The organism is Curtobacterium sp. MCBD17_008 (assembly GCF_003234475.1).
GTDB lineage: Bacteria > Actinomycetota > Actinomycetes > Actinomycetales > Microbacteriaceae > Curtobacterium.
Window position 1 is genome coordinate 25043 of sequence record NZ_QKTK01000014.1, and the last position, 16216, is coordinate 41258.

General features: G+C 68.6%; 10 protein-coding genes. 6 read left to right on the forward strand and 4 right to left on the reverse strand.

Annotation, left to right across the window (positions count from 1 at the left end; genetic code table 11):
* Nucleotides 1–203 precede the first annotated feature (203 nt).
* From DEI95_RS12880 to DEI95_RS12900, 4 genes are all read right to left on the reverse strand, one after another.
* Nucleotides 204–434, reverse strand: coding sequence for a hypothetical protein (locus DEI95_RS12880; protein WP_111060487.1), 231 nt, complete (start codon nucleotides 432–434; stop codon nucleotides 204–206).
* Nucleotides 435–1197: 763 nt separating this feature from the next.
* On the reverse strand, nucleotides 1198–1953 hold the full coding sequence (locus DEI95_RS12890) for a hypothetical protein (RefSeq protein ID WP_146243663.1): 756 nt from the start codon (nucleotides 1951–1953) through the stop codon (nucleotides 1198–1200).
* Nucleotides 1954–1984: 31 nt separating this feature from the next.
* Entirely contained in the window at nucleotides 1985–7429 is a 5445-nt protein-coding gene (locus tag DEI95_RS12895) for a DUF6531 domain-containing protein (protein ID WP_111060490.1), read from the reverse strand.
* Nucleotides 7430–7535: 106 nt separating this feature from the next.
* On the reverse strand, nucleotides 7536–7817 hold the full coding sequence (locus DEI95_RS12900) for a pyrophosphorylase (RefSeq protein WP_110824133.1): 282 nt from the start codon (nucleotides 7815–7817) through the stop codon (nucleotides 7536–7538).
* Nucleotides 7818–8026: 209 nt separating this feature from the next.
* On the opposite strand from DEI95_RS12900, the gene DEI95_RS12905 reads away from it, so the two are divergent.
* The 6 genes from DEI95_RS12905 to pstB all read left to right on the forward strand — a co-directional run bounded on the left by DEI95_RS12905 (nucleotide 8027) and on the right by pstB (nucleotide 15816).
* Nucleotides 8027–10192, forward strand: coding sequence for an RNA degradosome polyphosphate kinase (locus tag DEI95_RS12905; RefSeq protein WP_111060491.1), 2166 nt, complete (start codon nucleotides 8027–8029; stop codon nucleotides 10190–10192).
* Nucleotides 10189–11136, forward strand: coding sequence for an NUDIX domain-containing protein (locus tag DEI95_RS12910; RefSeq protein ID WP_111060492.1), 948 nt, complete (start codon nucleotides 10189–10191; stop codon nucleotides 11134–11136). Before DEI95_RS12905 ends, DEI95_RS12910 begins: the two co-directional genes overlap by 4 nt.
* A 499-nt stretch (nucleotides 11137–11635) precedes the next feature.
* The gene (locus DEI95_RS12915; protein WP_111060493.1) at nucleotides 11636–12751 is read left to right on the forward strand and encodes a phosphate ABC transporter substrate-binding protein PstS; all 1116 of its coding nucleotides are present in this window, start codon (nucleotides 11636–11638) and stop codon (nucleotides 12749–12751) included.
* 160 nt (nucleotides 12752–12911) lie between these two features.
* Nucleotides 12912–13862 carry a phosphate ABC transporter permease subunit PstC gene (gene pstC / locus DEI95_RS12920; protein WP_110824137.1) on the forward strand — a complete coding sequence of 317 codons (951 nt, stop codon included), beginning with the start codon at nucleotides 12912–12914 and terminating at the stop codon, nucleotides 13860–13862.
* Between the two features lie 19 nt (nucleotides 13863–13881).
* Nucleotides 13882–14961 carry a phosphate ABC transporter permease PstA gene (gene pstA / locus DEI95_RS12925; RefSeq protein ID WP_110824138.1) on the forward strand — a complete coding sequence of 360 codons (1080 nt, stop codon included), beginning with the start codon at nucleotides 13882–13884 and terminating at the stop codon, nucleotides 14959–14961.
* Nucleotides 14962–15036: 75 nt separating this feature from the next.
* Complete coding sequence (pstB, locus tag DEI95_RS12930) at nucleotides 15037–15816, forward strand: phosphate ABC transporter ATP-binding protein PstB (protein WP_110824139.1); 780 nt, start codon at nucleotides 15037–15039, stop codon at nucleotides 15814–15816.
* Nucleotides 15817–16216 lie beyond the last annotated feature (400 nt).

The window sequence follows — 16216 nt, forward strand, 5'->3', positions numbered from 1 at the left end:
TCGTTCGTACCCCTGGATGCAGCGTGCGCAACGACATTGGCGACCGTCCCCCTCAAGAACCGACAAGCGACTCGATCCTAACGGGGCTGCGCCGCGCAGGGACGACTGTCCACAGGCGCCCGGGTCCCCCGTTCGGGCGACAGGCCAACGGCGATGACTCGCGGGCCGTTCGGCCTTCAGTGCACTGATCACCGAGACCCGAGCTACGCCGATTGCGAGAAGGTCAGCACCAGCGCGCCGAGTTCGCTTCGGACGGGCCAAGAATCCGCGACCAGCCGTCCAGCCTCCCGCACCAACGACCGGGACACGGGACTCCCGTGTTCCTGCACCAGAGCCCGGGTGAGGACGGACCGCACCGCGTGGATCTGTTCGTCAGAGGCCGCGTCTTCAGCGCCGCGATCGTCCAGGGCGTCGATCAGGTCGAGCAAGCTCATGTCGTCCCTCCAGTCGCGCCTGCGCCGACCATGCGCCGAACTCGAGAACGACGGTATCCGAGGAGTTCCGGCGCGGCACCGAACACCCGCGACAAAGCCCTCACCTCGAGGGAGCCGCCACCGGCATCAAGAATGCACTCCTCTCCGGTCTCGAAGCTGATGCGATGTCACCTCGGTTGTCCACCGTGACGCCCTCGCGCAGCACGAACCGCCCGCAACCGCCCTGTTCGATGAGCTCTTGAGGAACCGATGCTCCGACGCCGCTAGCCGAGCGCGTGGACCCCCTAACCGCCTCCGCTGAGGAGATGAAACACGACAAACGGACGCGATGTGCAACGTCGCACGACTGGAATACCGCAGAGCCTGCGAGGAGGAACGCACTCGCGAAGACGATCGCGAAGGCCCACACGAGGAACAACACCCACGCCTTGGCCTTCGACATCTTCGGTAGGGACCCGGTTGCTGTTGCCTTCGGTGACTTCACGCTGACGAAGCGGACACGATCACTGGCGGCGAGTTGAGCCCTGATCGGCACGGGCGTCAGCGCTCAGATGCGATGAGAGTCCTTGACGTACAAAGCTTGGCGGTTGCTGTTGAGAAACGGGTGCAGACAGTACGAGCCCGCGCCGACATCGAAATCACACGCCATCCCCGGCTCACCTCCCTCCGGCTCGGCCGGACTGACGGGAATCCGACCGCAGTCGGAAGTCGTGACCTCAACCTCGGCGGATGACCGCCCTAGTCCTGGTGACGCCGCAACCGCTCAATCAAACGACGGACGCACTGTCAGCACCTGCGCGCCCTCCCACCAGTCAGGCTCCGGCCGTACGGATTTGCCGAGCTCGAATGCCGTCGCAATCGTGACGGCTTTCTCGACATCGATGAGCAAGCCCCGATTCACGGGCGCGACGACGTTTCCCAGCCGCACTTCAACTTCTCCGACGTCAGTTGGTTTCGCTGGCATTCGCCAGGACGCATCGTCACGCACGTCTCCCGCTTCGAAGAGCACGAAACGCCCGGCAGCTCCATGACAAACATCCAGGCGCCCGTGGCCCTTAACCAACGAGACCAATGTGCGCTCCTGGCCGTCAAGAGCGCGGATCTTGGCTTCAACTTGAGGGACAGTCGGGGACCATTCGCGGAAGGACTTGCCCCTCACGTCCCAATCGAGGTGGTGCTGCTTGGCCTCTGGTTCCGTTCCCCGCTGGCCACGGAGTTGCCCGATCATGGCGCCGGCGAACCACCCCGCCAGGACAGACAAGAACCACGCTGCCCTCGCAAGAGGGAAGTTCGTCAGCCCGGCCACGTCGAGGAGAGGAATGCCAACCGCCACGAGCATGAGCACTCCCAAGAGCCATCCGCGTCCCATTGCTGCAAACACGGCGCCGACGACGAACGGGAGCACGACGCTTGACAACACCAGGTGAGTCGGTGTGAAGCCACGCATCGCTGAGGCAAGGGCCAGGGCGAGGAAGATGACCATGATCCCTGAGTTCCATATTGCCGTCGTCTGGGACATCGGCGTCATTCTCTGCCGACGCCGTACGGACTTAGCCACTGAACATCTCCCAGACAGCGTCGCCGATGCCCCCGACAGTGGCACCCGACGCGGTCGAACCCCAGAGAGCAACGCTGTTCTGCTGGGAGCTGAACAGCCCGTCAGCGGTTCGGGGCTGTGTGTAGGGCATCTTCCTCAATACTTCCATGTTCGTCTGTTCGAATTGTGGGCGTACCGCTGGCAGGTGAACCGACCCGCCGCCCGAGATGGTACTGAAGGCCATGTCCTGCCAAGTCATGTCATGCCCGTCGATCATGGACGAAATGCCGGCACCGCCGACCGAGCTCGCCGAGCCGATCAATGAACTTGCTCCCTTCGCCACGAAGCCCTCCACAGGACGCCCCAAGGTTTCCGCGATGGTACCGCCAGCGGGACCGCTCAGGCCGCCCAGCGAGCCGCTGACGAATCCACCGACTGAGGAGGCCACAAGACCCCGACCGGTCACCTGCTCACCCTTGGCAACCGATGTCCCTGCATAGACCGCCGTGGACATGCCCGATGAAATACCCCCGTTCACCGCCATGTTCGTCGCGAGGGACTTCACGACCTGACTGGTGGGCGCCACTCGCTGAGCGACGAACTGCGTGGCTGGTCCGCCGAAACGAGCGCCTTTGAGCAACGTGCCCATCCCCGCACCTACTCCGCCCATGACTGTCATAGCGCCAGCCTCAACCCAATTGACAGTGCCAGTGGTTGCCTTCTGGTATATGACGTCCGCGCCTCCGCTGATGAGCATCATGCCGAGCGGTCCACCGAATCCGGTGGCCATTGCCAGCACCCCGAGAGCAACGGCGCCACCACCGACCAGGTATGCATTGTCATTCATCAACGTCTTCAGACCGCCCTGGTGCGCATCCCGGTACGCCTGCAGGTCCTTGTCCGTCGCCGGTCGCAGCCCGAGTGGGTCGACCGCGTGCAGCGGGTCGTTCCCCGCGTACGAGTAGGGGTTCCCCGACCACCCAGCTCCGACGACCGGCGCGAGCGGGTCCGTCGACAGGAAGCCCTTCGCCACGGGGTCGTACACCCGTGCCCCGAGCCACTCCATCCCCCCGATGCTCAGGCTTCCGCCCGGGGTCAGCCCGACTCCGGACGGCAGCGCAGCGCCGCCGTCGATCCCGCTCGTCGATGCGAGGAGCGCCCAGGGATCGGTCGCGTCGGTCGCACGCGCCCCGCGCCAGTTCCCTGCTGTCCAGCTCCCGTCGACGGCGAGGATCCCGCCCGGGGCTTCCAGCACCGGCGTCGCGCCGACCGAGGTCAGGACCGGGACACCTGCTGCGGTGTCCCACCAGGTGTCGACTCCTCCGACTTCCGCGACCTCGCCCAGAGCGTCGGTCCACACCTCGAGCCGGCCGGTCTCGTCGTACGTCGCGTCCCGCTCGAAGACTCCGGCCAGGAACCCGAGGTCCGACCAGGCGTACTCGGTGGTCGAACCGTCCGGAGCAGTCCGCCGGACGCGCCGTCCGAGTCCGTCGTGCACGTACTCGGTCCGCGCACCGTCAGCACCGGTGGTGGCGACGAGTTGCCCGGCAGCGTCGTACTCGTGCCGGAGTTCCGCATCGTCGACGGTCTCGGCGACGAGGCGTCCTGCTGCGTCGTACCGCCAGGTCCGACCACGGCCGCCGTCGTCGAGTGCGCTGACGAGTTGCGCCGCGGCGTCGTGGACGTAGGTCCGGTGACCGTCCGCGCCGGTGATCGCCGCGATGCGGTCGTCCTCGTCGTGGTCGATGCGGGTCGTCGTGCCACCCTCCGGCGTGGTCACGGTGTGTTCGACGAGCGACCCGCGCTCGTACGACCACGACTGGACGACGTCACCGGTCGAGGCCTGGACGATGCGCCCGAGGGTGTCCAGGGTGAACGCGGCGGGCGCGAGTCCTTCCCGTTCGACGCCGACGACGCGGCCGGCGGCGTCCCTGCGCCATGTCGTGCGGTTGCCGTCGGGGTCCGTACGGGCAGCACGACGGCCGTCGACGTCGTACTCCCAGGACATCGCCTGCCCGCCCCGGCTCCGCCGGACGAGCAGACCCCGCCGGTCGAAGCACAGCTCGTGCTCGATGTCCCGACCAGGGCCACGCGTGTGGTCGGTGACGACGACGGTCCGTCGAGCTCTGTCGTGCGCGGTCTCCGCCACGAGGGCGCCGTCCACAAAGATCCGCTGTTCACGTCCTGCTGCGTCGTACGCCCACTCGACGACCCCGCCGTCGGGGTCCGTCTGCTGGATGCGGCGACCGGCGTCGTCGAGTCGTGCGGTGGTCGTCCTGCCCAACGGATCCGTGATGCCGATCAGCCGTCCGGCAGCGTCGTAGGCGTACCGGGTGACACCACCCACCGGGTCGGTCGCGCTGGTCAGGCGCCCGTCGGCGTCGTACGTGTAGGCGGTCACTCCGCCCAGGCCGTTCTCGGCCTCGACGAGCTGGCCCGCGGCGTCGTAGCGGAACCGACGTCGACCGTGACGTGCGTCGTGGACGGAGACGAGCCTCCCGGCAGCGTCCCAGCGGTAGCGAGCCGTTCCTTCTCCGGGTGCGGTCCGCGCGACGACGCGCCCGACGACGTCGTACTCGATGCGCTCGACGTCACCCGTCGGCAGGGTCCGCGCGACGACCCGCGAGTCTGCGTCGTAAGTGATCGTCGTCCGGGCGCCGAGTTGGTCGGTGGCGGCCGAGGGCCGGCCGCAGGCGTCGTACTCGTAGGTCGTCCGCCCACCGCTCGGCGACACGATGGCGCTGATACGACCACTCACGTCGCGCTCGATGCGGGTGAGGCCACCCTCACCGTCCACGAGCTCGACCGGTCGGCCACAAGCGTCGTACGTGACGAGTTCGGAACCGGTCTCGTCTGACGTCACCTCGACGGGGCGTCCGAACTCGTCGGACCGGACGGTGGTCGTCGCGAACGCGTCCGACAACGTGGAGATGCCGGTGGCCGGGTCGTCCGAGAACTCCGTGCGGACGCCGGTGGGGTCGGTCACGGCGCGCAGGTCACCGTTGACCCCGTACTCCCGACGCCACACTGCGCCGGTGGGGTCGACGACGGACTTGAGGCGCGACAAGGCGTCGTGCGCGAAGGTCCAGGATGCACCGCTCGGCAGGGTGACCTGCAGCGGGTTGGCCTGGTCGTCGTACGTCCGACGAGTGGTCCGTCCGAGCGCGTCGGTCGTGGAGGCGAGTTCGCCGTCCGGGCCGTAGGCGAGGACGGTCCGCGCGCCGATCGGGTCAGTCAGGGCGCTGACGCGCCCACCCACGGTGTACTCGACCGTCCACGTCGCGCCGTCGGGGTCTCGGCGAGCCACGACCTGACCGTCGGCACCGTAGCGGTACTCCGTGCGGGCGCCGGTGGGGCTGATGGTCGCGACGGCGTGACCGGCGGCGTCCCGCTCGATCCGTGCGACGTGCCCGGCAGCGTTCGTCACGGCGACGAGCTCACCCGACGCGTCGTGGTCGAGGCTGAGCGTGACACCGGTGGGGTCGACGACCCGCACGAGCAGGCCGCGCTCCCAGGTGAGTTCGGTGCGGCCGCCCATCGGGTCGGTGATGACCGACGGGTCACGCTCGTCGCCCTCGTACTCGTACGTGACGACGCTGCCGCTCTCCGTGACCACGGTCGTGACGCGGTCAGCATCGTCGTAGCCGTACGTGAGGTCACCACCGGTCGGCGTGACCGTCCTCGTGCGACGGCCCCGTGCGTCGTAGGCGTGCACGGTGACCGAACCGTCGCGTTCCGTCGCCGACACGAGGTTGCCGTGCGGGTCGTAGCTCATCGACTGTCGACGGTCATCCGAGTCGATGATCCCGACGAGTCGACCCTTCGGGTCCGCGATCCAGGCGTTCGAACGCGTCCCGTCCTGATCGGAGACAACGGTCACACGGCCGGGGAGGTAGGCGAACCGGACCCGGCGGCCGTGCGGGCTGGTCTGCTCGACGACACGACGCTGCGCGTCGTACACGTTGTCGACCTCGAGCACGCCGTCGGCACTCGTGACCGTCACGATGAGGTCGTCCTCGTCCCAGCCGTACGTCCTGGTCCCGAGCGGGGTCGCGGCCGAGACCAGGCGCCCTCGGTCGTCGTACCCGTACTCCACCCGACGTCCGTCGGAGGCCCGCAGTACGGCGACACGACCGTCGACGTACTCGACGTCCACGAAGCGACCGCGTTCGTCGCGGAGACGCACGACGGCATCGGAGGCGTCCCGTTCCACCGTCACGGCGGTTCCGGGTCCGGCGCTCTCGCCGGCCCAGAGCCCAGTCGGGGTGAAGTCGATGCGACCACCCTCGTTGTCCCGCACGACCAGGAGGTCTGCCTCCGTCGTGAGCCACCGGTTCTCGCCGACACCGCGCGCCCAACCGGTGCCGGCGCGGGGGAAGCGGACGAGTCGGCCGTCGGCACCGACGAAGGACGCGCCCTCGTCGTCGAGGAGCAGCCGGGTCTCGAGGACGGACGCCCACCCCGGCCCGAAGACCCCGACCCGCTGGTCGAGGGAGTTGTACATGCGCGAGACCCTGAGGGACGCGGATGCGCCGTCGAAGGAGAGGTCGAGCTCCGGCTCGAGGAAGTTGCCGGTCGTCGTGTTGACCGGGTCCATCGAGTAGCCGGTCGTCGGCTGCGCGCCGTAGGCGGTGGGCGGGTCGATCTGCAGGTCAGTCCGGTTGGCCGACACGCCCGCGGCCTGCAGCGCTGCGCCGAGCGCGGCGTCAGACACGGTCGAGACCGCGCCTTCGCCCCCGGCGGCGGCGAAGGCGTCGGCGATGGTCTTCGCCCAGACGACGTCCTGGTCGTTGGCTGCGAGCCACCGCCCGAAGCCGGTGACGAGCCCGTCCGCGTTGATCGTTCCCCACGAGCACTGCGACGCGAAGTCGGACAGCTTGCCACGGAGCAGCCCGGGCTTCCCGGACAGCTCGGAGTTCAACGACGCCGAGCCCGTTGCGAAGGACCGGAGGTCTTCCGGCTTCGCGGACGACGTCCCGCCCCCGCCGCCGCCGGAACCCGGGGACGGCGTCTGCCTCGGCTTCGGCTGCATCTCGGCGGGGCCGAAGGGAGGCGCGGGCTTGTTCTCGATGTCCGGCGGGTTCCCGGTGCCGAACGTGTCGTCCCACCACTTCTCGAACCCGTTGCGTTCAGCCTGCTGCTCCTGCCACTCACGGGCCTGGCGACGCCGTTCGCGTTCTTCCGCGGCGAGCTTCTTCATCTGGTCGACCCACCCCGCGACCGTGCGCATCAGGTCTGAGAGGGTCGTACCGTCGCTCTTCGCGATCGTCGCGTTCTCGGTGAACAGCTGTGAGAAGTGGCCGCGGAACTCCTGCGAGGCCGTCGACACGTACGACTGACGACTCCCGATCTGCCCGTCGATCGCACTCGCCGCGCTGCGCATGGCACTGGCGAGCGCGTCAGCGGTGGCGTCGTCGAACTCGATCGGATCGGTGTTGGCGTGCAGCTGTCCTGACACGGTTGTCGTCCCCCCGGAAGAAGTGGTGCTGGTCGTGATGGTCCGCGTCGAACGCGGGTACCCGGGCCGCCGAACTCGTCGACGGCCCGGGCGCTGTCGTGCGGTGTTACGCGCCGCCACCCGCGGTGAAGATGTCCTGCGAGATCTTGTCGAGCTGCGTCCGGAGCTGCTCCAGCTCCGTCTTCGCCTTGTCCAGCGCAGCCTTGGTCTCCGGCCACGTCGAACCACGGAAGTTCGACGCCAACGGCCCGTCCCACACGTTCGAGTCGGACAGGATGCGCCCCTGCGCATCGAGCTGCGAGATCTGGTCCGTGAACCCACCGTTCACGATGGACTGGATCTGACGGATGGCGGTCTTCGCCTGCTCGGTCGAAAGCACACGCGACATGGTGAACCCCTCTTCTCTTCGTACCTGCACCCCCGCGCAGAAGATCCCCCGGAGGCTCTGACGCGCACCACCATACCGATTCGTCCACCCGCTCGTACCCTCCTGTGGACAGCTGATCCGGGCTCCGGACAACGGCCCGTTCACCGGCTGTCTCCACAGGCGCAACCCGGGCCGCTCCCGGTGCAGGGTGCTGGTGGCAGGATGTGGCCATGGACACCGAACCGCAGCTGGACGGCGACTCCGTCGCGAACGACCTCGACGACTTCGACGAGGTCGTGGAGATCGAGCACGAGTCGCTTCCCTCGGACCGGTACTTCGACCGTGAGCTCAGCTGGCTCCGCTTCAACCAGCGCGTGCTCGAGCTGGGCGAGGACCGGACGCAGCCGCTGCTCGAGCGTGCGAACTTCCTCGCGATCTTCGCGTCGAACCTCGACGAGTTCTTCATGGTCCGAGTCGCCGGCCTGAAGCGCCGCATCGACACCGGCATCGCGGTCCCCACCAACGTCGGTCGTGCGCCGAGCGACGTCCTGCGCGACATCGCGATGAAGGCGCACGAGCTGCAGGAGCGGCACGCGAAGGCCTTCATCGGGTCGCTCAAGCCCGACCTCGACGCCGCCGGGATCCACGTCGAGCACTGGTCCGACCTGGGCGAGGACGACCGCCTGCGGATGCGCGAGTACTTCAGCGAGCAGATCTTCCCGGTGCTCATGCCGCTCGCGGTCGACCCGGCGCACCCGTTCCCCTACATCTCCGGTCTGTCGCTCAACCTGGCGGTGCGGGTGCGCAACCCGAAGTCGCAGCGGCAGGAGTTCGCGCGCCTCAAGGTGCCGCAGAACTACCCGCGCTTCATCAAGCTCCCGGACGACAACTCTGGGCGGCTGCGCTTCATCCCCCTCGAAGACCTCATCGCGAACCACCTGCCGGACCTGTTCCCCGGCATGGAGGTCCTCGAGCACCACGTGTTCCGGATCACCCGCAACGAGGACGTCGAGATCGAGGAGGACGAGGCCGAGAACCTCATCCAGGCACTCGAGCGGGAGCTCCTCCGCCGTCGCTTCGGCCCGCCGATCCGGCTCGAGATCACCGAGGACATGGACCCGGTGACGCTCGACCTCCTGGTGCGCGAGCTCGACATCACCGAGCAGGAGGTCTACCGCCTGCCGGCGCCGCTCGACCTCGGCGGGCTGTTCGAGATCGCCAAGATCGCCCGCCCGGACCTGCACTACCCGCGCCACGTCCCGACGACCCCGGTGCAGTTCCAGCCGGGCGAGCCGAACACCAAGCCCGACCTGTTCCGCGCGATCGCCGCCCGTGACGTCCTCGTCCACCACCCGTACGAGTCCTTCGCGACTAGCGTGCAGGCGTTCCTCGAGCAGGCCGCCGCCGACCCGAACGTGCTCGCGATCAAGCAGACGCTGTACCGCACGTCGGGCGACTCCCCCATCGTCGAGGCCCTCATCGACGCCGCGGCTGCCGGCAAGCAGGTCCTCGCCCTCGTCGAGATCAAGGCACGCTTCGACGAGCAGAACAACATCACGTGGGCCCGCAAACTCGAGAAGGCCGGCGTGCACGTCGTCTACGGCCTGGTCGGGCTCAAGACACACTCCAAGCTGGTGCTCGTCATCCGGCAGGAGGGCGGCACGCTCAAGCACTACAGCCACATCGGCACGGGCAACTACAACCCCAAGACCTCGCGGATCTACGAGGACATGGGGCTGTTCACCGCCGACGACACGGTGGGCAAGGACCTGACGCGTCTGTTCAACGAGTTGTCCGGCTACGCGATCGAGAAGAAGTTCAAGCGCCTGCTGGTCGCGCCGCTGCACCTGCGGAAGGGTCTGGTCAAGCGCATCCAGACGGAAGCGCAGAACGCCCGCGACGGGAAGCCCTCGGGCATCCGCATCAAGGTCAACTCGATGGTCGACGAGCAGATCATCGACGCGCTGTACCTGGCGAGCCAGGCCGGCGTCCCCGTCGACGTGTGGGTCCGCGGGATCTGCTCGCTGAAGCCCGGACTCGAAGGGGTCAGTGAGACCATCCGCGTCCGGAGCATCGTCGGACGGTACCTGGAGCACTCCCGGGCCTTCGCGTTCCACAACGACGGCGACCCGGCCGTCTTCATCGGCAGTGCCGACATGATGCACCGCAACCTCGACCGTCGCGTCGAGGCCCTGGTGCGGCTCACCACCCCCGCGCACATCGACGAGGTCCAGGGGATGTTCGACCTCGCGATGGCCGAGACCACCAGTTCGTGGCACCTGGAGTCGGACGGCGAGTGGACCCGCCGCTCGACGGACGAGGACGGTCGTCCGCTCGACGACGCCCAGAACGTGCAGATGCGGACGATCTCGGCTCGGAAGCGCTCGACGCGGTGAGTGGCGGTCAGTCAGGCCCGGTCGTCGCGGCCGGGGCCGTGGTGTGGCGCGAGCAGGACGGCGCCCCGATGGTGCTCCTCATCCACCGGGAGCACCACAAGGACGTCTCCTTCCCCAAGGGCAAGGTCGACCCGGGCGAGAGCGTGCCGGAAGCAGCTGTGCGTGAGATCGACGAGGAGACCGGGTACCGCGTGTACCTCGGCGCTCCCCTCGGTCGCGCCGAGTACGTCCTGCCCAGCGGACGCGACAAGGTCGTGCACTACTGGTCGGCGCGGGTGAGCCGGAAGGAGTTCGAGCGGGCGGGGGTCTTCCGCCCGAACGACGAGGTGGCCGCCGTCGAGTGGGTGTCGATCGACGACGCCCGCGCGCGGCTCACCTACGAGCGGGACGTCGCGATCCTCGAGCGCTTCGCCGAGCGCGCGGCGGCAGGCGAGCACGACACCTTCGCCCTGATCGCCCTGCGGCACGCGAAGACCGTCCCCGGTTCGGACTGGGACGGGCCCGATGCGACCCGCCCCCTCCTGCCGGTCGGACGGGCACAGGCGAAGTCCGTGGCGGCGCCGGTCGCGGCGTTCGGTCCGAAGAAGATCGTCAGCAGCACTGCCGCGCGGTGCCTCGCGACCGTCGAGCCGCTGTCCTCCAGGACGAAGCTCGGCGTCTCGAACACCGCCGACATCAGTCAGGACGCGCACGAACGTGGCACCGCCGACGTCAAGGGCGTCGTACGGAAACGCCTCGACAAGGGCAAGTCCGCGGTGCTGTGCTCGCACGGCCCCGTGCTGCCGGACATCATCTCCCGGATCGCGAACGACACCGCCGACGACCGGGCGCGGTTCGACCTCCGCCGGGCCGCCATGCTCTCGGTCGGGGACTTCGCCGTCATGCACATCGCCGGCCGCAAGCTCGTCGCGGTCGAGACGCACCGCAACACCGTCAGCGCCTGACGAAAGGCCCGAGCAGCCCGTCAGCGAGGAGTCCGCCGCCCGATCGGCGAGCCCGGCCGTCCGGCGGCCCGGCCACCGCCAGGACGTGCAGCCCGTCAGGACGGATGACCCGGAACCGGGCCGTCCGACAGGACGGGCAGCCTGGAACCAGCCGTCCGTCAGCACGGGCTGCCACCCGGCCGGGCCGTCGGGAAGCCGAAGAGATCAGCATGGCAGGACCCGCGTCCGGCACGGACGCCGACCATCGGGACCCACCTCAGCCGGTGACAGGCCCGCGGTGTCCCCCGAGCCTCCCGGCCGGAGGGCAGCGTGCCCCTGATCCTGCCCGTGCACGCCGACCCGCGTCCGCCGACCCGCACCGGGTGAACCCCGCGTTCACCTCCCGTTCACCGGAGAGCGTCATCCCGGTCACCTCTCGTCCCTACAGTCGCTCCCGGGTCAGCACCGGCCCGGGGACCACACAGCGGTCCCACTGCACTCACCTCCCGAAGGGACCCCTGTGAACATCAAGCGAATCGGCTCGGTCGCGGCAATCGCGATCGCCGGCGCCGTCGTGCTCTCCTCCTGCGCGGCGAACGAGGACGCGGGCAACGGCGGATCGTCGTCGCCCTCCGCCTCCTCGGGTGTCGACTACTCGAAGCTCTCCGGCACCCTCACCGGCTCGGGCTCCTCCGCGCAGCAGACCGCCGAGGCCACCTGGGCCGCCGGCTTCCAGGAGCAGGCCTCCGGCGTCACGGTGAACTACACGCCCGACGGCTCCGGTGCCGGGCGCGAGAACTTCATGTCCGGTGCCGCTGACTTCGCCGGCTCCGACGCCGCGCTGAAGGAAGAGGAGCTCTCCGGCGAGTTCAAGAACTGCGCCGCGGACTCCAAGGGCATCGACATCCCCGTCTACATCTCCCCGATCGCGATCGCCTACAAGGTCGACGGCGTCTCGGACCTCACCCTCGACGCGAAGAGCATCGCGGGCATCTTCTCCGGCAAGATCACCAAGTGGAACGACGACGAGATCGCCGCGCTGAACGACGGTGTCGACCTGCCGGACTCGAACATCACGGTCGTCCACCGTTCGGACGACTCGGGCACCACGCAGAACTTCTCCGAGTACGTCGCGGCGAACGCCCCCGACGTCTGGACCGAAGAGCCCAGCCAGACCTTCCCGTTCCAGGTCGGCGACAGCGCGAAGGGCACCTCCGGTGTGGCCTCGGCCATGCAGGGCGCCTCGAACGCCATCACCTACATCGACGACTCCGGCGCCGGTGACCTCGACAAGGCGAAGCTGATGGTCGGCGACACGGCCACCGAGCTCTCGGCCGAGGGCGCTGCCCAGGTCGTCGCCGACTCCGACATCGCCACGGGCCGCGAGGAGAACGACCTCGCGATCGACATCGACCGCAAGGACACCGCTGAGGGTGCCTGGCCGCTCGTGCTCGTCTCCTACGCCATCGCGTGCCAGGAGTACGAGGACAAGGACAAGGCCGACCTCGTGAAGGCGTACCTCGGCTACGTCGTGTCCGAGGACGCGCAGAAGGCCGCGGCGACGGAGGCCAAGTCGGCCGCCCTGTCGTCCGACCTCGCGGAGAAGGCCGCAGCGGCGGTCGCCTCCATCAAGTAAGTCCCGCTCGCGCCCGGACGCCGGTCCCACCCACCTGACCGGCGTCCGGGCTCTCGCCCGTCCCGACGCGAGCCGCCTCCGCGCCCGTCGGGATCCCCACGAACCACCTCTCCCCCGAACCCTCGCGCTCACCCCGACGCGATCCTCCGACAGGAGCCCCATGACGACCGCACCGGTCCGAGACCAGGACACCGCCACCCCGTCGAAGCCCAAGGCCGTCGTCCGCATCGGCGATCGGGTGTTCTCCACCGCCTCCGTCGTGGCGGGCAGTCTCATCCTCTTCGTCCTCGCGCTCGTCGCGGCGTTCCTCATCTGGCAGAGCCTCCCTGCGTTCTCGGCAAAGGCCGGCGACCTGCCGAACGACGCCGCGAACTTCTGGGACTACGTCGGCCCGCTCGTCTTCGGCACGGTGTGGTCGGCGTTCCTGGCGCTCGTCATGGCCGTGCCGCTGTCGCTCGGCATCGCGCTCTTCATCTCGCACTACGCGCCGCGCCGCCTGGCACCGGTGCTCGGGTACGTCATCGACCTGCTGGCCGCGGTCCCGTCGGTCGTCTACGGACTGTGGGGCATCGTGGTGCTGGCACGGTTCGTCCGCCCGTTCTACGAGTTCCTCAACGAGCACTTCGGCTGGATCCCGCTGTTCTCCGGTCAGGTCTCCGGGACCGGGCGCACCATCCTCACCGCGTCGATCGTCCTCGCGGTCATGGCGATCCCGATCATGACCGCCGTCATGCGCGAGATCTTCCTGCAGGCGCCGACCCTGAACGAGGAAGCGGCCCTGGCCCTCGGCGCGACGCGCTGGGAGATGATCCGGATGTCGGTCCTGCCGTTCGCCAAGTCCGGCATCGTGTCCGCGATCATGCTCGGGCTCGGTCGTGCACTCGGCGAGACGATGGCGATCGCGCTGGTCCTCTCGGTGTCGACGAACATCACCTTCAACCTGATCGGGTCGCTCAACCCGTCGACCATCGCGGCGAACATCGCGCTGCAGTTCGCCGAGGCCTCCGGCACGGCACTCAACGCCCTGGTCGCCTCCGGCCTGATCCTCTTCGTCATCACCCTGGTCATCAACATGCTCGCGCGGTACATCGTCCGCAAGCGAGTCTCCTGACGGGAAAGGTCGCACCCCGATGTCCCTCGCACTCCGTCAGCCCGCCGGCAACGTCTTCGCCAACGGGAAGCTCCACAAGTCCGTCCCGTGGCTGCTCCTCATCGGCAGCTGGGTCGCCCTCGGCCTGGTGTTCGCCCTGCTCGCCGCCAGCGGCGCCACGGAGGACTTCAACATCGTGGCCGCGGTCTTCCTCGGCACGGTCCTGTTCGACGTCCTCATCGTCGTCCTCTCCCGGATCGTCGAGGGTGGGCGGAAGGCCGTCGACCGGCTCATCACCTCGCTCGTCGTCACCGCCTTCGTGATCGCGGTGCTGCCGCTGATCTCCCTCCTCTACACGGTGCTCGCGAAGGGCCTGGCCCGCTTCGACGCCCAGTACTTCTCGTACTCGATGCGGGGGGTCATCTCCGAGGGCGGCGGCGCGGTCCACGCCCTCGTCGGCACCCTGGAGATCACGCTCTTCGCAGCGCTCATCAGCGTGCCGATCGGCCTCCTGACCTCCATCTACCTGGTCGAGTACGGCAAGGGTCCGCTCGCCCGGGGCATCACGTTCTTCGTGGACGTCATGACGGGCATCCCGTCGATCGTCGCCGGCCTCTTCGCCTACTCGCTCTTCGCGTTGATCCTCGGCCCGGGCTCGCGCTTCGGCCTGGTGGGCTCGATCGCCCTCGCGGTGCTGATGATCCCGATCGTCGTGCGCTCCACCGAGGAGGTCCTGAAGATCGTGCCGATGGAACTCCGCGAAGCCTCCTACGCGCTCGGTGTCCCGAAGTGGCTCACGATCGTGAAGGTCGTGCTCCCCACGAGCCTCGCCGGCATCACGACCGGTGTCATGCTCTCGATCGCCCGCGTCATCGGCGAGACCGCGCCGCTGCTCGTCACGGCCGGCTTCACCTCGAGCATGAACTACGACCTGTTCGGGGACCCGATGATGACGCTGCCGGTGTTCGCGTACACGCAGTACTCGCAGCAGGGCGCCAACCCGGTGCCGTTCGTCGACCGGGCCTGGACGGCAGCGCTGCTCCTCATCCTCATCGTGATGGTGCTCAACCTGCTCGCCCGCTTCATCACCCGCCTCTTCGCCCCGAAGCTCCCGCGCTAGCGCGGGACACCGGACTCCCCCCTCCACCCGACTTCCCGCCTCGGCGGTTCGACCACCCAACCCAGAAGGATCCACGTGTCCAAGCGCATCGAGGTCGACGGCCTCAACGTCTACTACTCGAAGTTCAAGGCCGTCGAGGGCGTCGACATGACGATCGAGCCCCGCACCGTCACCGCCTTCATCGGCCCGTCCGGCTGCGGCAAGTCGACCTTCCTCCGCACCCTGAACCGCATGCACGAGGTCATCCCCGGTGCGTACGTCGAGGGCTCGGTCAAGGTGGACGGCGACGACCTGTACGCCCCCGGCGTCGACCCGGTCATCGTCCGTCGTCAGGTCGGCATGGTCTTCCAGCGCCCGAACCCGTTCCCGACGATGTCCATCAAGGACAACGTGCTGGCCGGCGTCAAGCTGAACAACAAGCGCATCTCGCGGTCCGAGGCCGATGACATCGTCGAGCGCTCGCTGCAGGGTGCCAACCTGTGGAACGAGGTCAAGGACCGCCTCGAGAAGCCCGGCATGGGCCTGTCCGGTGGTCAGCAGCAGCGTCTCTGCATCGCCCGCGCGATCGCCGTGCAGCCGGACGTGCTCCTCATGGACGAGCCGTGCTCAGCGCTCGACCCGATCTCCACCCTCGCCATCGAGGACCTCATCGAGGAGCTGAAGAAGGACTTCACGATCGTCATCGTGACCCACAACATGCAGCAGGCCTCGCGCGTCAGCGACAAGACCGCGTTCTTCAACATCGCGGGCACCGGCCAGCCCGGTCACCTCATCGAGTTCGACGACACCGCGACGATCTTCTCGAACCCGTCGGTCAAGTCGACCGAGGACTACGTCTCGGGTCGCTTCGGGTGATCAGCCGCCGGTCGGTCCGCTGACCACCAGCCGGGAGGCCCGGTGCACGTCCGCCACGGACGGCACCGGGCCTCCTGTCGTTGCGTCCACAGGCACGGCCTGCGTCCCACGAGACACACCCGTCTGAGCGGCACGCCCCCGTCCCCACGGGACGCCCCCGTCTGCGCGGCACGCCCCGTCTGCACGAGACACTCCGTCCACACGGGACGCCCGCGTCTGCACGGCACGCCCCCGTCCGTACGAGACGCCCCGAGCGCAGCGAAGCGCCGCCGTTTTCGGCGGCGTCCGGCCCACTCGGCGGCGTCCGGCCCACTCCGGAGCGTCTCGCTCACTCGGCGGCGTCCAGCCACCCGGCGGCGCGGCCCACCCGGCGGCGTCCGGCCCACCCGGCGGCGTCCGG